The following is a 22,562-nucleotide window of genomic DNA, read 5'->3' as shown; positions in this document are numbered from 1 at the left end:
TTATTACAAACAAATGTAAGCCGATGCCGTTACCCACTCATGGACGTGCAAAGTATAGAACTGCGTAACCTGGACGTGCAGGATTACCAGGAGCTCAAAAAGTCAATGAAGTCGGCTTACCTCGATATGGATGAGGATTACTGGGACGCCGGTTCGATTAAAAAGCTGATAAAACTTTTTCCTGAGGGGCAAATATGCGTAACTGTAAACGATGTGGTGGTTGGCTGCGCGCTGGCCATTATAGTCGACTATCATAAGTTTGGCGACAACCATACTTACAAGCAAATTACGGGCGACAGCACCTTTAAAACACACACCGATAAAGGCGATGTGTTATACGGCATAGACATTTTTGTACACCCAAAATACCGCGGATTGCGCCTGGCAAGGCGCTTGTACGAGGCACGTAAAGCACTTTGCGAAAAACTGAACCTCAAGAGTATAATTGCAGGCGGCCGTATACCCAACTACCAAAAATTCCAGAATGACCTTACCCCACGGCAGTATATAGACAAGGTAAAGTATAAAGAGATATACGACCCTACCTTGTCCTTCCAGTTAGCCAATGACTTTCACGTACGTAAAATACTGCGTAACTACCTGCCGGAGGATAGCCGCTCTAAAGGCTTTGCTACCCTTATAGAGTGGAACAACGTATATTATGAAGAAGTTAGTTCTGTCATCAACAACAAAACTGTTGTACGTATTGGGTTGGTGCAGTGGCAAATGCGGTCTTTTAATAACATAAGCGAACTGCTAAAACATGCCGAGTACTTTGTTGATGCAGTGAGCGATTACCAGTCGGACTTCCTGCTATTCCCCGAGTTGTTCAATACCCCGCTGATGGCAGAGTATAACCACCTTGACGCGGCAAAGGCCATGCGCGAGCTGGCACAGTTTACTCAGCCAATTATTGAGGCATTCTCTAAACTGGCGGTGTCGTACAATGTTAATATCATCGCCGGCAGCATGCCGGAGATAGAAGAAGACTCACTTTACAATGTAAGCTACCTGTTCCGCCGCAACGGCAGCATGGAAAAAACCACCAAGATACACCCCACCCCGTCGGAGATTAGCTCATGGGGTATGCGCGGCGGCGACGAAGTGATAGCCTTTGATACCGATGCGGGAAAAATCGGCATACTCATCTGTTATGATGTGGAGTTCCCGGAGCTTTCCCGCATTTTAGCCAGCCAGGATATGCAGATACTGTTTGTACCTTTCCTTACCGATACGCAAAATGGCTTTAACCGCGTGAAGTTCTGCGCACAGGCTAGGGCTGTAGAGAACGAGTGCTACGTAGCCATTGCAGGATGTGTTGGTAACTTGCCTAACGTAAACAATATGGGCATCAGCTATGCGCAGTCGGCAGTATTTACACCGTCAGACTTTGGTTTCCCAACTAACGGTATCCAGTCCGAGGCTACCCCAAACACAGAAATGATTGTGATAGCCGACGTAGACCTTTCTGTATTGGATGCCTTGCATGAATATGGCAGCGTACAAAACCTAAAGGACCGCCGGACAGATATATATGGCATTATGTTCAACGGTAAAAAGATATAAAAAGTAACTCAGAACAAAACGATGATCATCCAGGAGCAATACACCATCCCCGGTGCAAACGGCCGCGGTATCACTGCCGACATTACGTATGACGATATAAACCCTGCTGCACCACTGGTGATATTTGCACACGGCATACGCGGTTTTAAAGACTGGGGCGCCCATAACCTGGTGGCCCGTTATTTTGCCGAGCATGGTTTTAGGTTCCTGAAGTTTAACTTTTCACATAACGGCACCACTGCAGACAACCTCACCGAGTTTGCCGACCTGATAGCTTTTGGCGACAACACTTTTTCGATTGAACTGGAGGACCTGAAGAACGTAATAGATTTTGCCTGCAGCGGCGCGGCTATTCCCCGCGCAAATGGCGTTTACCTTATCGGCCATAGCATGGGTGGCGCCATAAGCATCATTAAAACAGCGGAAGACGACCGTGTAATAAAATTGGTGACCGAGGCTGCCATATCCAGCTTTTATAACCTTTGGCCTAAACAGGCCGAAGAGCAATGGAAGCTACAGGGCGTTATGTACATGCGCAACGCACGTACCGGGCAAGACATGCCTTATCGCGTCACTTTGCTTGAAGATGTAGAAAAGAACATGGAACGCCTTGATGTGCAGCGCAAAGCTTCGCAAATTATTCAGCCCTGGCTAATTGTACATGGCGACCAGGATGCCAGTGTGCCGCTAACCCAGGCAGATGAACTGAGTAACGCACAGCCCGCAGCCGGATACGTTGTAATTGAAGGCGCAGACCATGTGTTTAATGCCAAACATCCATGGCTGGAAAAAACCTTGCCGCCACCATTATTAAAGTTTTGTGACGTAGCTATCGAGTTTTTCGCTATTTGATAAAATTATATTACGACTTGCTCGTCTACACCTTACAAGCGAAACATCAACCATGAGCATACCCGGATCACGTAAAGAAGGAAATAAGTTTGTTAATACCATCCCTACGGATGCAGCAGGACTGGGTAAAATGGTTCCTATTTTAAAGGAATACATTAATAACTCGGCGGAGAACACACCTAAGAAAACACTCGGGCCTTTTCGCACCAACCCTGCTGTTTATGAAACAGCACCCGCCAGTGGCCTGCGGGTAACGTGGATAGGCCATTCCAGCCTGATCATAGAGATAGACGGCATACGTATACTTACCGACCCTGTCTGGAGCAACAGGGTATCGTTCACACAATATTTCGGCCCAAAACGTTTTTTCCAACCCCCACTTGCATTAACAGAGCTCCCGAAAATCGACGTTATTATATCCTCCCATGATCATTATGATCACCTTGATAAAGACACCATCAAGTTTCTTGCGGATAAGCAAATCCCTTTCATCTGTTCTTTAGGTGTGGGCAAGTACCTGGAGAGCTGGGGCACGCCAAAAAACTACATCCATGAAGTGGACTGGGGTGATAGTGTAACAATTGGCGATTGCCGTATTACAGCAGCACCTGCCAGGCATTTTTCCGGTCGGGGAGCTTTTAACCGGGATGAAACTTTGTGGTCGTCGTTTGTAATTAAGGGACCTGAACACAACATCTACTTCGGTGCAGATTCTGGTTATTCACCGCAATTTAAAGAAATAGGTGACACTTATGGCCCGTTTGACCTTACCATGCTGGAGATAGGCGCTTATGGCAAATACTGGCCAGACATACATATGGGTCCGGATAACGCCTCAAACGCGCATATTGATCTTAAGGGCAAAATAATGATGCCCATTCACTGGGGTACATTTAACCTTGCTCCGCATGCATGGTATGAGCCCGCCGAGCGGATAGAAAAATACGCCGTTGAGAAAAACATAAACCTTTTCTTACCTCAGCCAGGGCAGCCTACAGAGGCCGGTCGGCCGGTAAATACAGGCTGGTGGAAGCATTTTATGCAGTAAAATAGCAACGATAAAACAACTTCATTCACTATATTTATAACTGAATTGTGTGGTCTTAAACTATAAGAGAAATCATACAATTTGTATAACCTGCCGCTGAATGAAGAAGAATTTACGTCATCTGCCAATATTGGCTTTGCTTACTTTATGCGTTGAATTTGTGAATGCACAAACCGTAATACCTCTCTGGCCCAAAGGAGCGCCCGGTTTCGAGAACCGCCGCAACGAGCCCGAGGTTGCAAAAGACTGCTACGTGCGCAACATACACAATCCATCTATTACCGTGTTTGCACCACCTGCCGATAAGGCTAACGGTGCCGCGGTGGTGGTTTGTCCCGGTGGCGGGCACCGTTTGCTGGTGTATAATTCCGAAGGTGTTGCCCCAGCGAAGTTTTACACTAACCTTGGTATAACCGTTTTTGTGTTGAAATACCGTTTAGGACGAGACACCCTTTCACCTTATAAAGTGGATGTACACCCCAAGCAGGACGTTTTCAGGGCTATGCGCCTGGTACGAAGCATGGCAGATAAGTATGCTATAGATACGAACAGGATTGGCCTGATGGGCTTTTCGGCGGGTGGAGAGGTGGTGGACATGATCGCTTTTGAGAATGGTAAAGGTGACCCCAAAGCCACCGACCCGATTGACCGCCTGGACGCCAAACCAAATTTTATTGTACAGGTGTACCCGGGCCCTTCCTTTGTACCTGAGCACATCGGTGCTGATGCGCCACCAGCTTTCCTGGTAGCTGCTAATGATGATGCCTGCTGCTCGCTTCCGTTGATACAATTGCTGCAGCGGTACCGCGAAGCTAAAGTGCCTGTAGAACTGCATATGTATGCCCAGGGCGATCACGCTTTTAATATGGGTACCAACAGAAAGCTGGTATCTATAAACCACTGGCCCGAACGACTTGCCGACTGGCTTGAAGACACGCACATCCTGAAACCCGAGCGTAAAAAGGTATTGCACTAAGCAGTTTGATCAGGCGGGCAGCACTGTATCATGAGCTTGAAATTGCCAAAAAACTGTAACATGAATCGCAAAAGTGTAACATGTTTAAACATGTAATTTATGCATCTTATTATAAAACAAATACTTAGCAAAAAAGAGCAGAAAAAAGGTGTATCAGGTGTAACACCTTATTATGATACACTTGTTATACTATTAGAATAGCCAGTAATACACAACATTAACCAGGGAGAACGTCATGGCAAACTTTAAAGATATAATCGCGTCGGAAAAACCGGTGTTGGTAGACTTTTCTGCAGAGTGGTGCGGCCCGTGTAAAATGATGCCACCTATATTAAAACAGGTGAAAGACGCACTGGGCGATAAGGTCACCATTATCAAGATAGACATCGACAAGAATCCTTCGGCAGCAAGCGCTTATAACGTGCAAAGCGTACCCACTTTAATGGTGTTTCAAAACGGGCAAAGTAAATGGCGCCAAAGCGGCGTTATGCAAGCCAGTCAATTGCAGCAAGTGCTAAACCAATACATCTAAGCTGAAAGCCAGCTACAGAAGAGTATTCAGTAAAGTTGCTGCTGTTACAAGTAGCTTAACCACCATTGCTTATGGGTCTTCTTATAGTTGCTGAACCACCTGCATGGGAAGTAAAGGGTTAGTATGATACCTAGCCACCACAAGTAGGTTACTCCAAGACTAAAGCCCATCCCCGGCGGGTCAAAAAGAAATGGCATGTTAGGCGTTATGATCTGCGAAGTTTTGAAACCCTGAGCAAAGAACACGGCTATCGTAATCGTCCTTATGAGGTAGAAATGTAATACATAGTAAAAGAACGGCACACTGCCGTAAACTTTAAAAAAGGCAGCCAGCTTACCGGTGGCGTTTTCGGTAAGTGCCAACACGATCATCCCTACAGACAATGTTAAACAGCAGTACATTAATGATGGCGGATACTTGCTTACGTTCAGGAAAGACATAAAGGTAAATATCCCGTTCTTCTGTACCGCCCATGGTGCGGGATCTCCGTAACCGTTCATAAAGCGTAATACTAAAAACAACGCAAATACCGCCAGGCCACAATATATCAGGAACCGCTTTCGGCTGGCGGGGTTATACTCCCTTTTGTACAGTGTACCAAACGTATATCCCAACAGCATCACGCCCGTCCAGGGAATTATAGCGTAAAGATCGAATATGAAATGATTAGCATTCAGCGGTATCAAAAAGCCCCTGGCTGTAAAAAGGATCTTTACTAGAGTGTCTTCTGTGGTATTAGGTGTAAGTTTTAGTGTGGTTATATAATCGTGCCCAACAATTATGATCAATCCAATAAGGCCAATCACCCGCACCGGCAACCAAATGAGGAGCCCTAATATGATCATGCTTACCCCTATAGCCCATATCACCTGTAAAGCAAAAGCGTTGTACAGCGGATTTAGGGAGAAAGCAAAAGTAATCAGTAACACCTCGACAACAATCAGCCATAACCCGCGCTTTAAAAGAAAGCTGCTCAACTCTGATTTAGTACGCCGTGTACCTGCAAGATAAACCGACACACCGCTTAAAAACACAAAGGTAGGAGCGCAGAAATGGGTTATCCAACGTGTAAAGAACAATGCCGGATAAGTTGTGCCCATATTGGTAGCATCATACAACTGCCCGCCTTTATGAAGAAAATCGCGGGTATGGTCAATAGCCATAATTAGCATGATAGCACCACGCAGGATATCGATTGATTGTATCCGTTGCTTTACTGCATCTGTTGCGGGTTTCATCGTAATGAAGGTTTATGCAGATGAAGATACGGAAAATATGTTGGCATTATCAAGAGGGAGCATGATGCACCAAAAATTCTGACTCGTAAAAACAAGACCATCTATTTTGTCTCCGCCACCGGGGCTTCGTCTCTTTTTGCAGGCTTTCGCAAGTACAGCCACGATAACAGGTACAAGCATAACAGGCCAAGCAAGAAACCGCCTGTAACGTCTGTAAACCAATGTGCACCCATGTATATGCGGGATAGCGGTATAAGAAAGATCATGAGCAGGCTTGTGATAGTCACTATAGCGCGCACTACCTTTGGGACACCCTCCAATTGATTCATAAGCACAACCAGGAAACCAAAGAAGATAACGTAGAACAGCACATGCCCGCTGGGAAAACTTTGCTGTGTTGTTTTAAGTACCACCCGCACCACATCACCGGTTGGGCGCTCGCGGTTTACCAGCGCTTTTATAATGGTACTGATCAACCCGGCAAGAGCAGTTAACGCAACATACAAAGCGGCTTTCTTATACTTTAATATTAGTAAAATAATGCTGGTGACTGCAATAAGGATTGGCGACTGCGGCATATACCCGGGATAGCTTACCATGTACATGGCTTCGTCCAGGAACGCGTTCTGGTGGCGCTGAACAGCTTTGGAAAAGTCGACATCCAGCACAGACATAGGGAACAGCTTTACTAATACTGTAAGTGCAATAAAGCCGATGCTGATAAGGATGAGAACGTAGGTCAGTATTTGCTGTCTGCGCGTGTTCATTAGCTAAGTTAATCTTTTGTAAACTCAATTTAAACGGATGAGGGACGCAGCAGGTGCTGCGTCCCTCATCCGGCATTTCAATTTGTTATATTAAATCTTTAAGATGTTTGTAGTTGGACTTAACTGTATCCAGCACTTCATCCATCTTACCGCTAAGTATTAATTTTGACATCGATAGTGCCATACCTTTTACCTGCCCCAGTTCTACTTTAGGCGGCATGGCAAGAGCGTTAGGGTCGGTAAAGATATTTACCAGTGCCGGCCCGTTATACATTAATGCTTCGCGCAGTGCCTGCTTAGCCTCTTCGGGGTCCTTCACTGTAATCCCTTTTATCCCCATCGCCTTCGCAACCATGGCAAAGTCCGGATTATGCATATCGGTCTGCCAGTCTGGTAAGCCGGCCACTTCCATTTCCAGTTTTACCATCCCGAGCGAACGATTATTAAACACGATAATCTTTACAGGTAAATTATACTGCGTAATGGTGGCCAAATCGCCCAGCAGCATGCTAAGGCCCCCATCGCCGCAAAGCGCAATAACCTGCCTTCCTGGAAAGGCCAAAGCTGCACCGATAGCCTGCGGCATTGCATTGGCCATAGAGCCATGATTAAAAGAGCCTATCATCTTGCGTTTACCTGTCGCATTAATGTACCTGGCTCCCCACACGCACGACATACCGGTATCAACCGTAAAAATGGCGTCTTCGGCAGCCAGCTCGTCTATCAGGGTAGATATAAACTCAGGGTGCATATTTTCCTTCTTCCCTGCGTCATCTACGTAGATCCGCATATTCTTCTTTACCTCAGCATAAAAATCCAGCTGAGCCTTTAAGAAGCTATCATCAGCGTTTTGCTTCACAATAGGCAGCAATGCCTGCAAAGTATCTTTTATAGACCCGCATAAACCTACATCTACCTTGGCGCGGCGGCCAATACGTTCGGGCTTGGTATCCACCTGTACAATCTTGCAATCGGTAGGCATAAACTGGGTGTACGGAAAATCTGTACCCAGCAGAAGCAGCAAGTCCGACTCATGCATGCTATGATAACCGGATGGTAAACCCAATAGTCCGGTCATGCCTACTTCATTAGGATTATCATACTGGATATCCATTTTTGCTCGGAAAGAGTATGCTACAGGCGCATTTAGCAATTGTGAGAGCTGCACCACTTCGTCATGCGCGTCAGCTGCACCTATCCCGCAAAAAATGGTTATTCGCTTGTGTCCTTCCAGCATAGCTGCAAGTGATTGCAGGTCAGCATCAGATGGCCTTATTACAGGCACAGGGTAGTAGTTTTCGTCGGATGTTAACGATTCTTCTGCATCTAACTCAGTTACATCGCCAGGCAAGCCCAGCACCGCAACACCTTTACGGTGTATAGCCGTTTGTATAGCGGTTTGCAGCATGCGTGGCATCTGTTTAGCTGTGGTAGCTATGTGGTTAAAAAAGCTGCAATCGTCAAATAGCTTTATTGTATTGGTTTCCTGGAAGTATTCGGTACCAAATTCATAGCTGGAAACGGTGGAAGCTATTGCTATAACCGGCGCGCCGGACCGGTGCGCATCGTACAAGCCATTTATCAGGTGCACGTGCCCTGGCCCACTGCTGCCGGCACAACATGCTATGTTACCCGTAAGCTGCGCCTCGGCACCGGCTGCATAAGCGCCAGCTTCCTCATGCCTAACATGCACCCATTGTATGCTGCCTTCGCGACGTACAGCATCATTAACTTGGTTTAAACTGTCACCTGTAACCGCGTATATCCTCTTCACTCCCGCCTTTACCAGCATTTCTACCAGTTGATCTGCTACGTTCGCCATTTTGTTTTCTGTTTGGTTTACTACTAAACCTCACAGCGCGGCAGGGGTTTTAAATATTAGTAATTAGCTTGCGTAGGTTAGCTTTATAGCGGCAGTAAAAGGTGTTAAAACAAGAACAGCCTCCAAATTGGAAGCCGTCCTTAATAATCATATCGAAAGAGGAATTACTCTCCTTTTTCTGCATTTTCTTCGTTAGCAGCTGGTGCTTCCGGAGTAGCAGGTGCTTCTTCAACAGCAGGAGCTGCTTCAGCAACAGGTGCAGTTTCAACTTCAGCAGTAGCAGCAGCTTTAGCTTTACCAGCACCACGACGACGTGATTTCTTAGCAGTGGCAGCAGCAGTATCTTTACCGTATACGGTGTTGTAGTCAACCAACTCAATGATCGCCATTTCAGCGTTGTCACCTAAACGGTTTTCTAACTTAACAATACGCGTGTAACCACCCGGACGGTTAGCAACTTTCTCAGCAACTTCGCGGAACAAGATGTTCACGGTGTCCTTATCCTGCAGGTAGCTGAATACGGTACGGCGAGAGTGCGTAGTATCGTTTTTTGATTTTGTTACAAGTGGCTCAACATACACACGCAGTGCTTTAGCTTTTGCAAGCGTAGTCGTAATGCGTTTGTGCAGGATAAGTGAAGAGGCCATGTTAGCCAGCATCGCTTTGCGGTGGCTGTCAGTGCGGCCTAAGTGGTTTACTTTTTTACCGTGTCTCATTGTTTTTTTGTTGTTAGTGGCACGTGCATACCGTTGGGCGGCGTTTTATCGTCAAGCCCTCGGAATTACGCGGTTGTTAAAGGGATTAAAGAGATAAGAATCAAGAACCAAGATAGTCCTGACTCTTGATTCTTATCTCTTAATTCTGTTGTTTATTCTTCGTCCAGTTTAAACTTGGCCAGGTTCATACCAAAAGATAAGCCTTTTGATTTAACCAGGTCCTGGATCTCAGTTAATGATTTTTTACCGAAGTTCCTGAACTTAAGCATGTCGGCAACGTCGTAAGATACTAAGTCAGCCAGGCTGCGGATGTCAGCAGCTTTTAAGCAGTTAAGAGCACGTACGCTCAAGTCAAGATCAACCAATTCGGTTTTAAGGATCTTACGCATGTGCAGGATCTCTTCGTCAACCTCTTTAGTTTCTTCCTTAGCCTGTGCTTCAAGCATCATATTCTCATCAGAGAACAGCATGAAGTGCTGGATAAGGATCTTAGCAGCTTGCTTAAGTGCGTCTTCAGGGTGGATAGAACCATCTGTAGAAATATCAAGGATCAGTTTCTCATAATCCGTTTTCTGTTCTACACGGTAGTTTTCCAATGTATACTTAACGTTCTTTATCGGGGTGAAGATAGAGTCGATAGCTATTACACCTACGTTAGCATCAGGATTTTTGTTCTCTTCGCTTGCAATATAGCCACGGCCTTTAGCAACAGTAAGCTCAACTTCAAGCGTAACTGAAGGATCCATATTGCAGATAACCAGCTCAGGATTCAGTACGTCAAAGTTGTTTGAAAACTTGGTGATATCACCGGCTTTGAAAGCATCCTGACCGCTAATGATTACAAATACCTTCTCATTATCGCTGGTTTCACCTGATCTTTTAAAGCGAACCTGCTTTAAGTTTAGGATGATCTCGGTCATGTCTTCAACCACACCTTTGATGGTAGAAAACTCATGCAACACACCTGAAATACGTACAGATGTGATGGCGTAACCTTCTAATGAAGAAAGTAAGATACGACGCAGAGCATTACCAATGGTTATACCGAATCCTGGTTCTAACGGACGAAATTCAAACGTGCCATCAAAATCATTTGATTTCTGCATGATAACCTTGTCTGGTTTTTGAAATGCTAAAATTGCCATTTATATCTTTTGTTTATTGTTTACTTAATTGGATTGACTTTAACCGCGAAAATGATCGACATACAATGCCGATCATTCCGCAGAAAAATATCGTTATTATTTTGAGTACAACTCGACGATAAGGTTTTCCTTGATATTCTCAGGGATTTCATCGCGATTAGGGTAGTTAAGGAATTTGCCTGTTAAGTTAGCAGCATCCCATTCTAACCAGCTGTATTTATTAATCTTGCGGCCAGCTACCGAATTGGTAATAGCTTCAAGAGATTTTGATTTTTCGCGTACGGCTATTACATCACCTGCCCTAAGCTGGTATGATGCAATGTTTACCACTTCGCCGTTAACGGTGATGTGTTTGTGACCAACCAACTGGCGTGCGCCTGAACGTGTTGGAGCGATGCCTAAACGGTAAACAGCGTTATCTAAACGTGCTTCCAAAAATTTAAGCAGGTTTTCACCTGTGATACCTTCTTTAGCTGATGCAGTGTGGAAAAGGTTCTCGAACTGACGTTCTAATACACCGTAAGTGTATTTTACCTTTTGTTTTTCCATTAACTGTACAGCGTACTCTGATTGCTTTCCTCTTCTTTTAGAAGCGCCATGCATACCAGGGCCATAGTTTTTTCTTTCCAGCGCTTTGTCCGGACCGAAGATTGGTTCGCGGAACCTGCGCGCAATTCTTGATTTTGGGCCTGTATATCTTGCCATTGTAGTGTGTTTTAAAGTATCAAGCAGCCCGCAGCTGCCGAATCTTAGCTTTAAAAATAGTGTGAATTAAACTCTTCTGCGTTTTGATGGACGGCAACCGTTGTGCGGAAGCGGGGTGATGTCCTTTATAGTAGTTACCTCGATACCTGTTGTTTGCAGGGTGCGGATAGCAGACTCGCGGCCTGAACCCGGGCCTTTAACAAATACCTCAACTTTACGTAAGCCTAGGTCATAAGCAGCTTTACCGCAATCGGCAGCAGCCTGACCGGCAGCGTAAGGAGTGTTCTTTTTAGAACCTTTGAAACCCATTTTACCAGCTGAAGACCATGAAATAGCTTGGCCGCTTTTGTTGGTAAGGGTGATGATGATGTTGTTAAAGGTAGCGTTGATGTGTGCTTCGCCTACTGACTCTACAACAACAATACGCTTTTTGGTAACTTTTTTAGCTTTAGCCATTTTGTTTTTAATGTTGCTTACGGATTATTAGGTTACTGCATAACCAAGACCCATAATTGTTAATGTTAATATAGTCCTAACAGCAAATGAGCATTGCTGCCCATTGCCATTAATCAATTACTATTTAGTAGCTTTTTTCTTGTTAGCAACTGTCTTACGTTTACCTTTACGGGTACGTGAGTTGTTCTTAGTACGCTGACCACGCAGAGGTAAACCTTTACGGTGACGGGTACCACGATAGCAACCTATGTCCATTAAACGTTTGATGTTCAGCTGAACTTCTGAACGTAAAGCACCTTCAACTTTTATCTGATCGTTGATGATGGTACGGATAGCAGTTAACTGGTCATCAGACCATTCCTGTACCTTAACACTCTCATCAATGCCAGCTTGTTTCAAAATTTCTTCTGCAGTAGAGCGGCCAATGCCGTAGATGTAAGTTAAACCAATTACACCTCTTTTGTTCTTTGGTAAATCAATACCGGAGATCCTTGCCATATTTGTTTGTTTTTAAGTAAACGACCGAACGGCGGCTACCGTTGTACGAATCGTTACAAGTGCTTTGTAATTATCCCTGACGCTGTTTGAACTTAGGATTCTTTTTGTTGATCACGTAAAGTTTCCCGTTACGGCGAATGATCTTGCAATCAGCGCTGCGTTTCTTAATGGATGCTCTAACTTTCATCTCTCGTTGTTATTTATATCTGTAGGTTATTCTTCCTTTTGTAAGGTCATACGGGCTCATCTCCAGTTTCACCCTGTCACCAGGAAGAATTTTGATGTAGTGCATCCGCATTTTACCGGATATATGTGCAATTATCTCATGACCGTTCTCCAACTCAACCCTGAACATTGCGTTAGATAACGCTTCCCGAATTGTGCCGTCTTGCTCGATCGATGATTGTTTAGCCATATTTTATTGATTATTACTTAATTATCCGCCCCAAAACCGGGATGCAAAATTAACAAAAAAATTTTAATTTTTATTTTTTTCTTCTAAAACTTTATCAATGTAAGAAAACGTTGATAAAACATCGGCCTTGCCCCTCTTTACAGCCACCGTATGCTCGTAATGTGCCGATGGCTTTTTGTCGACAGTAGATACTGTCCAGCCATCATCCCAAAACTTAACACCTGCCCTGCCGGCGTTTATCATAGGCTCAATAGCTATTACCATACCTTCTTCCAGTTTAGTACCGCTACCGCGCTTGCCATAGTTTGGCACTTCCGGCTTTTCGTGAAGGCGTGTACCTACACCATGGCCGACAAGCTCTTTAACTACGCCAAAGCCGTTCTTTTCGGCATGCTGTTGTACGGCATGACCGATGTCGCCGATGCGCATACCAACTACTGCTTTCTCCACACCCAGGTCTAAACATTCCCGGGTTACGCGCATAAGTTTCTGGGTTAGCTCGTCTACCTCACCAATAGCAAAGGTAAAAGCTGAATCGCCATAGTACTTGTGAAGGATAACGCCGCAATCAACGGATACCAAGTCCCCCTCGCGCAACTCGTGTTTACTAGGAAAACCATGTACTACCTGATCGTTAAGCGATATGCAAAGAGAATAAGGGAAGCCGTTGTAATTTAAAAATGCCGGCACCCCGCCGTTGTCGCGGATAAAGGTTTCGGCAAGTTTATTAAGCTCAAGGGTAGTAACACCGGGGCCTATAACCTTAGCTATTTCCCCGTGTGTCTTGGAAACAAGTAAAGAACTTTCTCTTATTAGTTCTATCTCTTCGACAGACTTATAAATGATCTTTGACATGTTTTATTTTAGATGGCTGGCGGCGTAGCACCTGCAGCAGTAGGCACGCTTGAACGGCCTTTGATACGACCGGTCTTCATTAATCCGTCATAATGGCGCATTAACAAGTGGCTTTCTATCTGCTGTAAAGTATCTAACACAACACCTACAAGGATGATGAGGGACGTACCACCAAAGAACCTTGCAAACAGGCTGCTAACACCTACCATGCTGGCAATTGCCGGTATGATAGCTACAATAGCTAGGAAGATAGAGCCTGGCAAGGTGATCTTAGAGATAACCTCGTCAATAAAGTTGGTAGTTGCGATGCCTGGTGCAACACCTGGTATAAAGCCCCCATTCTTTTTCATATCATCGCTCATTTGCTTCGGGTTTACAGTAATAGCTGTATAGAAGTAAGTGAACAATATGATCAAAATAGCGAATACCAGGTTATGCTGCCATGAATTGTAATTTGATAATGATATTAAAATACCGTTTGAAGCCGCATTTGGGAAGAACTGAGCAACAGTAGTAGGTATAAACATCAGCGCCTGGGCGAAGATGATAGGCATTACACCCGCAGCATTCACCTTTAGAGGAATATACTGGCGTACGCCACCGTATTGCTTATTGCCAACTATACGTTTTGCATATTGTACCGCAATTTTGCGGGTACCCTGTACAATAAGTATGGTAAACATTACTACACCTAATAAGGCCACAATTTCCACAATGAAGGTGATCAAACCACCGGGACCGCCTGTGCGCGACTGAAACTCAGTAGCGAACGCAGCTGGAAGCTGTGCTATGATACCCACCATAATAATGAGTGATATACCGTTACCAATGCCTTTGTCGGTGATCTTCTCGCCAAGCCACATTACAAACAATGTACCTGCTGTTAACACAAACGTGTTTAGTACCAGGAACCATGGGTTGCCAATAAGCATAGCATCAGGACTAACCTGAGATTTAAGGTAACCTATAGCCTGTAAAGCAGTGATACCTATTGTTAGGTAGCGTGTCCACTGGTTTAACTTGTTACGGCCGCTTTCACCCTCTTTTTGCATTTTGGTGAAATAAGGCACTGCTATACCCAACAACTGCACCACAATGGATGCAGAAATGTAAGGCATTACACCCAACGCAAAAATAGACGAACGTGAAAACGAACCGCCAGCAAACATGTTCAATAAACCTACAATGCCTTCTTTAGCTTTGCCGTTTTGAACAGAGGCCGCATTTACACCCGGCAAAATGATAAACGAACCAACACGGTATATCAAAAGAAATAAGAGTGTGTTTGTAATACGCACTCTTAGATCCTCAATTTTCCAGATATTGGATAATGTGGTGAAAAATTTCTTCATCGGAAATTATAGCTTAACGATAGTGCCGCCGGCTGCTTCAATAGCTTTTTGTGCAGTAGCAGTAAACGCGTGTGCAGTTACATTTAATTTAGCTTTCAGTTCGCCACGACCCAAGATTTTGATCAGGTCATTACGAGATGCTAAGCCGTGCTCTTTCAATGTTGCAAAATCAACCGCCTCTAAAGAGTACTTTTCGGTTAATGCCTGCAATACATCAAGGTTAACACCAACATACTCTACACGGTTAGGGTTTTTAAAGCCCACCTTAGGTACACGGCGCTGCAATGGCATCTGGCCACCTTCGAAACCAACTTTAGAGCTGGTACCAGAGCGTGAACCCGCACCTTTGTGGCCACGTGTTGATGTACCGCCACGGCCGCTACCTGTACCACGGCCAATACGTTTTTTATTCTTGGTAGAACCTTCTGCAGGTTTAAGATTACTTAAGTTCATGATATTAGATATTTTCTACTGCTACCAGGTGGTTCACTTTCTTCACCATACCTATAATAGCTGCAGTGGCTTCAACTTCCACACTGTGGTTAATTTTTTTAAGGCCTAATGCCTCAACAGTTTTCTTTTGGCGCTCGCTTCTGTCGATAACGCTTTTTATTTGTGTTATTTTAATTTTCGACATGACTGATTATCCGTTAAATACTTTACCTAAACTGATACCGCGCTGTTGAGCAACTGTATGAGCATCGCGCAGCTGCGATAATGCAGATACGGTTGCCTTAACCACGTTGTGCGGGTTTGATGAGCCTTTTGATTTTGCCAATACGTTATGTACGCCGGCACTCTCTAATACGGCACGCATCGCACCACCTGCAATTACACCGGTACCGTTAGCTGCTGGTTTAATATAGACAAAACCACCGCTGAACTTACCAATCTGATCGTGAGGGATAGTGCTGTTAATGATTGGAACCTTAACAAGGTTCTTTTTAGCATCATCAATACCTTTAGCAATTGCTTCGGTTACCTCTTTCGCTTTACCCAAACCGTAACCTACAACACCGTTCTCATCACCTACTACTACAATAGCAGAAAAGCTGAATGTACGGCCACCTTTGGTTACTTTGGCTACACGCTGTATGCTTACCAGGCGATCTTTTAATTCGATCTCGCTGGATTTTACTCTCTTTATGTTGATTGTTGACATTTCTGTTTTCGATTAAAAGTTTAAACCAGCCTCACGTGCACCTTCTGCCAATGATTTAACACGGCCGTGGTACAGGTAACCATTCCTGTCGAACACTACATCTTTAATGCCTGCTGCGATAGCTTTTTCGGCTACCAGCTTGCCTACTGCTGTAGATTGATCGCTTTTGTTACCATCAGCGGTAAACTCTTTTGACAGAGATGAAGCTGATACTAAAGTTTTACCTGATACATCGTCAATAATTTGCGCGTAGATGCCTTTATTGCTCCTGTAAACAGATAAGCGTGGGCGGGCTGCTGATCCTGAAAGGCGTTTACGAATGCCTTTTTTAATCCTGTCTCTTCTTGATAATTTCATGACGATTACTTTTTAGATGCTGATTTACCTGCTTTTCTTCTCAATACTTCGCCAACAAACTTGATACCTTTACCTTTGTAAGGCTCTGGTGTACGCAGTGAACGGATCTTTGCCGCTACCTGGCCAATCAATTGTTTATCGTTAGACTCCAGGATGATGGTTGGGTTCTTACCCTTATCAGCAGTAGTTGTAACTTTAATTTCCTGTGGTAATTCAAACACATAGTGGTGAGAATAACCCAACACCAGGTCTAATGTATTACCGTTGTTAGTTGCGCGGTAACCCACACCTACAAGTTCTTGCTGAACTTTGTAGCCTTCGGTTACGCCAATTACCATGTTGTTTAGTAATGCGCGGTACAAACCGTGAAGCGCTTTGTGGCGTTTCTGATCGGTTGGGCGTTTAACCAGTAACTGGCCATCAGCCTGTTCTATGGTGATATCTTTATCAACAGCCTGGTGCAACTCGCCTTTTGGGCCTTTTACAGTAACTACATTATCTGCAGACACGGTAACGGTGGCTCCGCCGGTTAGTGCTATAGGTGCTTTTCCTATTCTTGACATTGCTTTTTCCTCCTATTAATAAACGTAGCATAAAACTTCGCCACCTACATTCTGTGCGCGGGCCTCTTTATCGGTCATAACACCTTTAGAAGTGGACAGGATAGCGATACCTAAACCATTTAATACACGCGGCAGGGTATCCATGCCAGCGTATTTCCTCAAACCTGGTTTACTAATACGTGATACGCTGCGGATAGCAGGAACTTTAGTGATTGGGTGGTACTTCAAAGCAACTTTAATGATGCCTTGAGGGCCGTTGTCCTCAAACTTGTAATTAGCAATGTAACCTTTTTCGAAAAGCACTTTAGTGATTTCCTTTTTCAGATTTGATGCAGGAATTTCAACAACCCTATGGTTGGCTTTAATAGCATTCCTTACTCGAGTAAGATAATCTGCGATTGGATCTGTATTCATTATTTGTTGTTAGTGACGGTGGTTTCCTTCCCGGACCTCCGGGCGACCTTCCATCTGTTAATTCGTTGTGTAAAAATCGAGCCGCGAAATTACGAAAAAATTCAAAACTTACCGAAGTATGTTTTGAATTTAAACTCAGATCTTTATTTACTGCTTACCAGCTTGCTTTTTTCACTCCCGGGATCTTACCGGCAAGTGCCATCTCACGGAAAGTAACACGAGAGATACCAAACTGGCGCATGTAACCACGTGGGCGGCCGGTTAGCTTGCAACGGTTGTGCAATTTTACCGGTGATGATGCTTTTGGTAATGCGTCTAACGCTACGTAATCGCCGGCGGCTTTAAGGGCTGCCCTTTTTTCAGCATATTTTGCTACTAATTTGGCACGTTTTACTTCACGAGCCTTTACGCCTTCTTTAGCCATTGTTAGTTGGAGTTTGATTTTTAAATGGTAAACCAAATTGCTTAAGTAACTCTAATGCTTCAACATCGTTGGTAGCAGAGGTTACAAAGGTGATATCCATACCCTGGATCTTGTTGATCTTATCGATGTTGATCTCAGGGAAGATGATCTGCTCAGATATACCTAAAGTATAATTACCGCGGCCATCGAAACCTTTATCGTTGATACCTTTGAAGTCACGGATACGTGGAAGGGCAACAGCAATTAAACGGTCAAGGAATTCATACATAGTGTTATCACGTAAGGTTACACGAACGCCGATTGGCATGTTCTTACGTAATTTGAAGTTAGAAATATCCTTTTTAGATTTTGAAGCAACCGCTTGCTGACCGGTAATGGTAGTTAGCTCAGTGATGGTGTTCTCGATAAGTTTTTTATCGGTAGTAGCACCGCCAACACCCTGGTTGATAGCGATCTTCTCTAATTTAGGAACCTGCATTACGCTTTTGTATTGGAACTTGTCCTTTAAAGCGGTGCGGATCTCCTCTTTGTATTTTGATTTTAAACGTGGTACGTAGGCCATTACTTAATTTCCTCCCCTGATTTTTTAGATACCCTTACTAGTTTGCCGGCGTCGTTTAATTTACGGCCAACACGGGTAGTTTTGCCTGTTTTAGGTTCAACCAGCGCAAGGTTAGAAATGTGTATGGCAGCTTCCTGCTTTACAATACCACCGTTAGGATTAGCAGCGTTAGGTTTGGTGTGTTTAGATACCATGTTAACGCCTTCTACAATAGCGCGGTTTTTATCAATGATCACCTCAGCGATCTTGCCTTGTGAGCCTTTGGCGTCACCGGCTATCACCTGTACCAAATCGCCTTTGCGAAGCTTTAATTTGGCTGGTTTTGTTACTTTCTTTTCCATATTATAATACCTCCGGTGCTAATGATACAATTTTCATAAATTGCTTTTCACGTAATTCCCTTGCAACTGGGCCGAAAATACGTGTGCCCCTTGGCTCATCCTGGTTGTTTAACAACACGGCTGCATTATCGTCAAAACGGATATACGAACCATCTTTCCTGCGAATCTCTTTCTTGGTGCGTACTACTACTGCTTTTGATACAGTACCCTTTTTAACGTTACCTGATGGTAAGGCGCTTTTTACGGTAACAACTATTTTATCACCGATAGAAGCGTAACGCTTACCGGTACCGCCTAATACACGAATAACTAAAACTTCTTTAGCTCCGCTGTTATCGGCTACATTTAATCTTGACTCTTGCTGTACCATGTTATTTAGCCCTTTCTAAAATTTGAACTAATCTCCAGTTTTTGCTCTTGCTCAGCGGGCGGGTTTCCATAATCAATACGGTATCGCCAATGCCACAGGTATTGGTTTCGTCATGAGCCATAAATTTGGTAGTTTTCTTTACGAACTTACCGTAAATAGGGTGTTTCACCTTACGCTCAACGGCAACCACAATAGATTTCTCCATCTTATTGCTTACTACCAGGCCGGTACGCGTTTTTCTTAAATTTCTTTCCATTGTTTCCTCCGACGCTTAAAATTAATTAGAAGCTGACGCCGCTTTGCGCTTTGTTATTTCAGTATTTAAACGAGCAATCTCCTTGCGCACTTTTGTAATACGGCTCGGATTTTCAATAGCCGAAACTGCATGAGCAAATTTCAGTTTAGTGAGCGTTGTTTTCTCCTCGCTGAGCTTTGCTGTTAATTCTTCAGTCGTAAGCCCTATAATTTCTGAGTTCTTCATTTCTTTAATAGTTTTGAGTTCTGAGTTCTGAGTGCTGAGTTCTCATAACTCACTACTCAAAACCTCAAACTTATTTATGCCTCTGCGTAATCCCTACGCGTTACAAACCTGGTTTGCACAGGTAACTTTTGTGCAGCAAGGCGCAAAGCCTCTTTGGCAACCTCTAGTGGTACACCTTCTGCCTCGAATATCATACGGCCCGGGCGTACAACTGCAACCCAATACTCGGGAGCACCTTTACCTTTACCCATACGTACCTCTGCTGGTTTTTTGGTAACCGGCTTGTCAGGGAAAATCCTGATCCAAACCTGTCCTTCACGTTTCATGAAACGTGTTACAGCAATACGTGCAGCCTCGATCTGGCGGCTGGTTATCCAGGCTGCTTCGAGTGATTTTATACCAAAAGATCCGAATGAAAGCTCGGCGCCACGAGTGGCTAACCCCTTCATCCTGCCCTTTTGCATCTTTCTGAACTTAGTTCTTTTTGGCTGTAGCATTTTTTTAAGCTTTTATATCTTCACAGATATTTCTTAATTCTTTAATTTATTATCTCCTTGGCGCACCACCACGGTTACCGCCCTGGCCACCGCCACGGTTGTTACCCTGGCTACCGCCTCTGCGGTCGCCGCCTGCGCCTGGTTTACGGTCGCCGCGGCGTTCACCGCCACGCTCGCCACCCCTGGCATTATCACGGCCACCAAATGATGGTGAACCTTCTGGGCGTCCGCCTTTACCGCTTGCGCTGCTTGTACCACCAATGTTTGGTGACAAATCGCGTTTGCCGTAAACTTCGCCTTTGCAAATCCACACCTTTACACCTATTTTACCATAAGTAGTAAGGGCTTCGCCTAAAGCGTAATCAATATCAGCGCGGAAGGTATGTAACGGAATCCTTCCCTCTTTATATTGCTCGGTACGTGCCATTTCGGCACCACCTAACCTACCGCTGGTCATCACCTTAATTCCTTCAGCACCCATTCTCATGGTAGAAGCAATTGTGGTTTTCATGGCACGGCGGAATGATATACGTGCTTCAAGCTGTTTTGCAATACCTTCGGCAACTAACTGAGCATCAAGCTCAGGGCGTTTTATCTCGAAGATGTTGATCTGAACATCTTTCTTAGTCAATTTCTTTAACTCTTCTTTGATCTTATCAACCTCCTGGCCACCTTTACCGATAACAATACCCGGACGGGCAGTGTGAATGGTTACAGTGATGCGTTTTAAAGTACGTTCGATAACTACTTTAGATACCCCGCCTTTGTTAATACGGGCTGATAAGTATTTGCGGATCTTTTCGTCTTCAACTAATTTGTCGGAGTAGTTATTTCCACCGAACCAATTAGAATCCCAACCGCGGATTATCCCTAACCTGTTGCCTATTGGATGTGCTTTTTGTCCCATTTCAAATTAGTTGTTTACGTTTAAACTATCCACTATAAGTGTTACGTGGTTAGAGCGCTTGCGTATGCGGTAACCCCTTCCTTGCGGAGCAGGACGTAACCTTTTCAGCTGACGACCGCCACCTACAGATACTTCTTTTACATAAAGAGCGCTGTCTTCTAGACGTGCACCTTCGTTTTTAGCTTCCCAGTTTTTGATAGCTGATAACAAAAGCTTTTCTACGCGGATAGCGGCTTCTTTATTAGTAAATTTTAGGATGCCTAAAGCTTTATTAACCTCAACACCACGGATCAGGTCAACCACAAGGCGCATTTTGCGCGGAGAGGTTGGGCAGTCCTGTAGCTTAGCAACAGAAGCGCCACCTGTTTGAGCTTTTGCAGCTTCTTTTTGTTGCCTGATTAGTACAGACTTTTTAATTTTTGTTGTTGCTTCCATTGCCTGTTATTTTTTCTTTTCTGCGTGACCGCGGAATGTACGGGTTGGCGCAAACTCTCCCAGCTTATGACCAACCATGTTTTCTGTTACATACACAGGGATAAACTTGTTACCGTTGTGTACTGCGAATGTATGACCGACGAAATCAGGAGAGATCATGGAACGACGTGACCATGTTTTTACAACCGATTTTTTATTTGAATCATTCAGGGTCAGAACTTTTCTTTCCAGGTTATGATCAATGTATGGTCCTTTTTTAATTGAACGTGCCATTATTTTTTCCTTCTTTCAATGATATAACGATCAGATCCTTTTTTCTTATCACGGGTTTTGTAGCCTTTAGCTAACAAACCTTTACGTGAGCGTGGGTGACCACCAGATGCACGGCCTTCACCACCACCCATAGGGTGATCTACCGGGTTCATGGCTACACCACGAACGCGAGGGCGACGACCTAACCAACGTTTACGGCCAGCCTTACCTAACACTGCGTTTGCTTTCTCGCCGTTTGAAACGGTACCAATAGTTGCCAAGCAAGTTGACAATATCATACGGGTTTCGCCAGAAGGCAATTTGATGATGGCATATTTACCATCACGTGCAGATAGTTGTGCATAAGTACCCGCGCTGCGAGCGATGGTACCACCCTGGCCAGGATTAAGCTCAATGTTGTGAATGATAGAACCCAGTGGAATGCTCTTCAAAGGAAGTGTATTACCAACCTCCGGAGCTACATTTGCACCAGACACTACAACCTGGCCAACTGTTAAGCCTTCCGGCGCTATCATGTATCGTTTTTCACCGTCAACAAAGTGCAGCAGTGCTATACGTGCCGAACGGTTAGGATCGTACTCGATAGTTGCAACTTTTGCCGGGATATCAAATTTATCGCGTTTGAAGTCAATTAACCTGTATGCTTGTTTGTGACCACCACCTAAGTAGCGCATAGTCATTTTACCGCTGTGGTTACGTCCGCCTGATCTTGTGTTAACTGATACCACCAACGACTTTTCAGGAACGTTAGTTGTGATATCTGAGTTAGATACATCAATCCTGAAACGGGTGCCCGGGGTTACCGGTCTAAATCTTTTTACTGCCATCTCTGT

General features: G+C 44.5%; 34 protein-coding genes. 5 read left to right on the top strand and 29 right to left on the bottom strand.

Features of this window, described 5'->3' with window-relative positions:
• Window positions 1-39: 39 nt before the first annotated feature.
• The 5 genes from DYU05_RS14990 (at window position 40) to trxA (ending at window position 4,974) form a co-directional block, all read left to right on the top strand.
• The gene (locus DYU05_RS14990; RefSeq protein ID WP_117383905.1) at window positions 40-1,566 is read left to right on the top strand and encodes a bifunctional GNAT family N-acetyltransferase/carbon-nitrogen hydrolase family protein; all 1,527 of its coding nucleotides are present in this window, start codon (window positions 40-42) and stop codon (window positions 1,564-1,566) included.
• Between the two features lie 21 nt (window positions 1,567-1,587).
• Window positions 1,588-2,418: an alpha/beta hydrolase family protein gene (locus tag DYU05_RS14985; RefSeq protein ID WP_117383904.1), complete on the top strand. Its 831-nt coding sequence runs from the start codon at window positions 1,588-1,590 to the stop codon at window positions 2,416-2,418.
• 52 nt (window positions 2,419-2,470) lie between these two features.
• Window positions 2,471-3,466: an MBL fold metallo-hydrolase gene (locus tag DYU05_RS14980; protein WP_117383903.1), complete on the top strand. Its 996-nt coding sequence runs from the start codon at window positions 2,471-2,473 to the stop codon at window positions 3,464-3,466.
• Window positions 3,467-3,566: 100 nt separating this feature from the next.
• Window positions 3,567-4,442, top strand: coding sequence for an alpha/beta hydrolase (locus DYU05_RS14975; RefSeq protein WP_117383902.1), 876 nt, complete (start codon window positions 3,567-3,569; stop codon window positions 4,440-4,442).
• A gap of 235 nt (window positions 4,443-4,677) precedes the next feature.
• Window positions 4,678-4,974, top strand: a complete 297-nt coding sequence (gene trxA / locus DYU05_RS14970) for a thioredoxin (protein WP_117383901.1) — start codon at window positions 4,678-4,680, stop codon at window positions 4,972-4,974.
• Window positions 4,975-5,018: 44 nt separating this feature from the next.
• On the opposite strand, the gene DYU05_RS14965 is transcribed toward trxA, so the two are convergent.
• The 29 genes from DYU05_RS14965 to rplB all read right to left on the bottom strand — a co-directional run bounded on the left by DYU05_RS14965 (window position 5,019) and on the right by rplB (window position 22,556).
• Window positions 5,019-6,212: a DUF1624 domain-containing protein gene (locus DYU05_RS14965; protein ID WP_117383900.1), complete on the bottom strand. Its 1,194-nt coding sequence runs from the start codon at window positions 6,210-6,212 to the stop codon at window positions 5,019-5,021.
• 101 nt (window positions 6,213-6,313) lie between these two features.
• A complete protein-coding gene (locus DYU05_RS14960; RefSeq protein WP_117383899.1) occupies window positions 6,314-6,979 on the bottom strand; it encodes a phosphatase PAP2 family protein in 666 nt (221 codons plus the stop codon).
• Between the two features lie 85 nt (window positions 6,980-7,064).
• Entirely contained in the window at window positions 7,065-8,801 is a 1,737-nt protein-coding gene (locus tag DYU05_RS14955) for a thiamine pyrophosphate-dependent enzyme (protein WP_117383898.1), read from the bottom strand.
• Window positions 8,802-8,965: 164 nt separating this feature from the next.
• The gene (rplQ, locus tag DYU05_RS14950) at window positions 8,966-9,517 is read right to left on the bottom strand and encodes a 50S ribosomal protein L17 (RefSeq protein WP_117383897.1); all 552 of its coding nucleotides are present in this window, start codon (window positions 9,515-9,517) and stop codon (window positions 8,966-8,968) included.
• A 152-nt stretch (window positions 9,518-9,669) separates the two neighbouring features.
• On the bottom strand, window positions 9,670-10,662 hold the full coding sequence (locus DYU05_RS14945; protein WP_117383896.1) for a DNA-directed RNA polymerase subunit alpha: 993 nt from the start codon (window positions 10,660-10,662) through the stop codon (window positions 9,670-9,672).
• Between the two features lie 96 nt (window positions 10,663-10,758).
• Entirely contained in the window at window positions 10,759-11,367 is a 609-nt protein-coding gene (rpsD, locus tag DYU05_RS14940) for a 30S ribosomal protein S4 (RefSeq protein WP_117383895.1), read from the bottom strand.
• Between the two features lie 66 nt (window positions 11,368-11,433).
• On the bottom strand, window positions 11,434-11,823 hold the full coding sequence (rpsK, locus tag DYU05_RS14935; RefSeq protein ID WP_117383894.1) for a 30S ribosomal protein S11: 390 nt from the start codon (window positions 11,821-11,823) through the stop codon (window positions 11,434-11,436).
• A 120-nt stretch (window positions 11,824-11,943) separates the two neighbouring features.
• Window positions 11,944-12,321, bottom strand: a complete 378-nt coding sequence (gene rpsM / locus DYU05_RS14930; RefSeq protein WP_117383893.1) for a 30S ribosomal protein S13 — start codon at window positions 12,319-12,321, stop codon at window positions 11,944-11,946.
• 70 nt (window positions 12,322-12,391) lie between these two features.
• Window positions 12,392-12,508 carry a type B 50S ribosomal protein L36 gene (gene ykgO / locus DYU05_RS14925; RefSeq protein WP_022833269.1) on the bottom strand — a complete coding sequence of 39 codons (117 nt, stop codon included), beginning with the start codon at window positions 12,506-12,508 and terminating at the stop codon, window positions 12,392-12,394.
• 9 nt (window positions 12,509-12,517) lie between these two features.
• The gene (gene infA / locus DYU05_RS14920) at window positions 12,518-12,736 is read right to left on the bottom strand and encodes a translation initiation factor IF-1 (RefSeq protein ID WP_022833270.1); all 219 of its coding nucleotides are present in this window, start codon (window positions 12,734-12,736) and stop codon (window positions 12,518-12,520) included.
• Window positions 12,737-12,799: 63 nt separating this feature from the next.
• Window positions 12,800-13,591: a type I methionyl aminopeptidase gene (gene map, locus DYU05_RS14915; protein WP_117383892.1), complete on the bottom strand. Its 792-nt coding sequence runs from the start codon at window positions 13,589-13,591 to the stop codon at window positions 12,800-12,802.
• An 8-nt stretch (window positions 13,592-13,599) separates the two neighbouring features.
• A complete protein-coding gene (secY, locus tag DYU05_RS14910) occupies window positions 13,600-14,943 on the bottom strand; it encodes a preprotein translocase subunit SecY (RefSeq protein ID WP_117383891.1) in 1,344 nt (447 codons plus the stop codon).
• Window positions 14,944-14,949: 6 nt separating this feature from the next.
• Complete coding sequence (gene rplO, locus DYU05_RS14905; RefSeq protein WP_117383890.1) at window positions 14,950-15,396, bottom strand: 50S ribosomal protein L15; 447 nt, start codon at window positions 15,394-15,396, stop codon at window positions 14,950-14,952.
• A 4-nt stretch (window positions 15,397-15,400) separates the two neighbouring features.
• On the bottom strand, window positions 15,401-15,580 hold the full coding sequence (gene rpmD / locus DYU05_RS14900; RefSeq protein ID WP_117383889.1) for a 50S ribosomal protein L30: 180 nt from the start codon (window positions 15,578-15,580) through the stop codon (window positions 15,401-15,403).
• A gap of 6 nt (window positions 15,581-15,586) precedes the next feature.
• On the bottom strand, window positions 15,587-16,105 hold the full coding sequence (rpsE, locus tag DYU05_RS14895; protein ID WP_117383888.1) for a 30S ribosomal protein S5: 519 nt from the start codon (window positions 16,103-16,105) through the stop codon (window positions 15,587-15,589).
• Window positions 16,106-16,117: 12 nt separating this feature from the next.
• On the bottom strand, window positions 16,118-16,462 hold the full coding sequence (rplR, locus tag DYU05_RS14890) for a 50S ribosomal protein L18 (RefSeq protein ID WP_117383887.1): 345 nt from the start codon (window positions 16,460-16,462) through the stop codon (window positions 16,118-16,120).
• A 5-nt stretch (window positions 16,463-16,467) separates the two neighbouring features.
• Window positions 16,468-17,025, bottom strand: a complete 558-nt coding sequence (gene rplF, locus DYU05_RS14885; RefSeq protein WP_117383886.1) for a 50S ribosomal protein L6 — start codon at window positions 17,023-17,025, stop codon at window positions 16,468-16,470.
• Window positions 17,026-17,040: 15 nt separating this feature from the next.
• Window positions 17,041-17,439 (bottom strand): 30S ribosomal protein S8, encoded by a 399-nt coding sequence (gene rpsH, locus DYU05_RS14880; protein ID WP_117383885.1) that lies wholly within the window; start codon window positions 17,437-17,439, stop codon window positions 17,041-17,043.
• Between the two features lie 154 nt (window positions 17,440-17,593).
• Entirely contained in the window at window positions 17,594-17,863 is a 270-nt protein-coding gene (gene rpsN, locus DYU05_RS14875) for a 30S ribosomal protein S14 (RefSeq protein WP_078347784.1), read from the bottom strand.
• Window positions 17,856-18,425: a 50S ribosomal protein L5 gene (rplE, locus tag DYU05_RS14870; RefSeq protein WP_117383884.1), complete on the bottom strand. Its 570-nt coding sequence runs from the start codon at window positions 18,423-18,425 to the stop codon at window positions 17,856-17,858. The genes rpsN and rplE overlap by 8 nt, the downstream gene beginning before the upstream one ends.
• Window positions 18,425-18,766 (bottom strand): 50S ribosomal protein L24, encoded by a 342-nt coding sequence (rplX, locus tag DYU05_RS14865; RefSeq protein WP_117383883.1) that lies wholly within the window; start codon window positions 18,764-18,766, stop codon window positions 18,425-18,427. Before rplX ends, rplE begins: the two co-directional genes overlap by 1 nt.
• A gap of 1 nt (window position 18,767) precedes the next feature.
• Window positions 18,768-19,136, bottom strand: a complete 369-nt coding sequence (gene rplN / locus DYU05_RS14860) for a 50S ribosomal protein L14 (RefSeq protein WP_073405786.1) — start codon at window positions 19,134-19,136, stop codon at window positions 18,768-18,770.
• 1 nt (window position 19,137) lies between these two features.
• Window positions 19,138-19,392 carry a 30S ribosomal protein S17 gene (gene rpsQ, locus DYU05_RS14855; protein ID WP_008506277.1) on the bottom strand — a complete coding sequence of 85 codons (255 nt, stop codon included), beginning with the start codon at window positions 19,390-19,392 and terminating at the stop codon, window positions 19,138-19,140.
• Between the two features lie 21 nt (window positions 19,393-19,413).
• On the bottom strand, window positions 19,414-19,617 hold the full coding sequence (gene rpmC, locus DYU05_RS14850; protein WP_117383882.1) for a 50S ribosomal protein L29: 204 nt from the start codon (window positions 19,615-19,617) through the stop codon (window positions 19,414-19,416).
• A gap of 74 nt (window positions 19,618-19,691) precedes the next feature.
• Entirely contained in the window at window positions 19,692-20,114 is a 423-nt protein-coding gene (rplP, locus tag DYU05_RS14845; RefSeq protein ID WP_117383881.1) for a 50S ribosomal protein L16, read from the bottom strand.
• Window positions 20,115-20,163: 49 nt separating this feature from the next.
• Window positions 20,164-21,021 (bottom strand): 30S ribosomal protein S3, encoded by an 858-nt coding sequence (gene rpsC / locus DYU05_RS14840; protein ID WP_117383880.1) that lies wholly within the window; start codon window positions 21,019-21,021, stop codon window positions 20,164-20,166.
• Between the two features lie 6 nt (window positions 21,022-21,027).
• Window positions 21,028-21,456: a 50S ribosomal protein L22 gene (rplV, locus tag DYU05_RS14835; protein WP_117383879.1), complete on the bottom strand. Its 429-nt coding sequence runs from the start codon at window positions 21,454-21,456 to the stop codon at window positions 21,028-21,030.
• A gap of 6 nt (window positions 21,457-21,462) precedes the next feature.
• Window positions 21,463-21,729: a 30S ribosomal protein S19 gene (gene rpsS / locus DYU05_RS14830; protein ID WP_066006044.1), complete on the bottom strand. Its 267-nt coding sequence runs from the start codon at window positions 21,727-21,729 to the stop codon at window positions 21,463-21,465.
• Window positions 21,729-22,556: a 50S ribosomal protein L2 gene (gene rplB / locus DYU05_RS14825; protein WP_117383878.1), complete on the bottom strand. Its 828-nt coding sequence runs from the start codon at window positions 22,554-22,556 to the stop codon at window positions 21,729-21,731. Before rplB ends, rpsS begins: the two co-directional genes overlap by 1 nt.
• Window positions 22,557-22,562: the final 6 nt, after the last annotated feature.

The organism is Mucilaginibacter terrenus, from assembly GCF_003432065.1.
GTDB classification, from domain to species: Bacteria; Bacteroidota; Bacteroidia; order Sphingobacteriales; family Sphingobacteriaceae; genus Mucilaginibacter; species Mucilaginibacter terrenus.
Note: the sequence above shows the minus strand (reverse complement) of the source record. Positions and strands in the feature narration are given on the sequence as shown.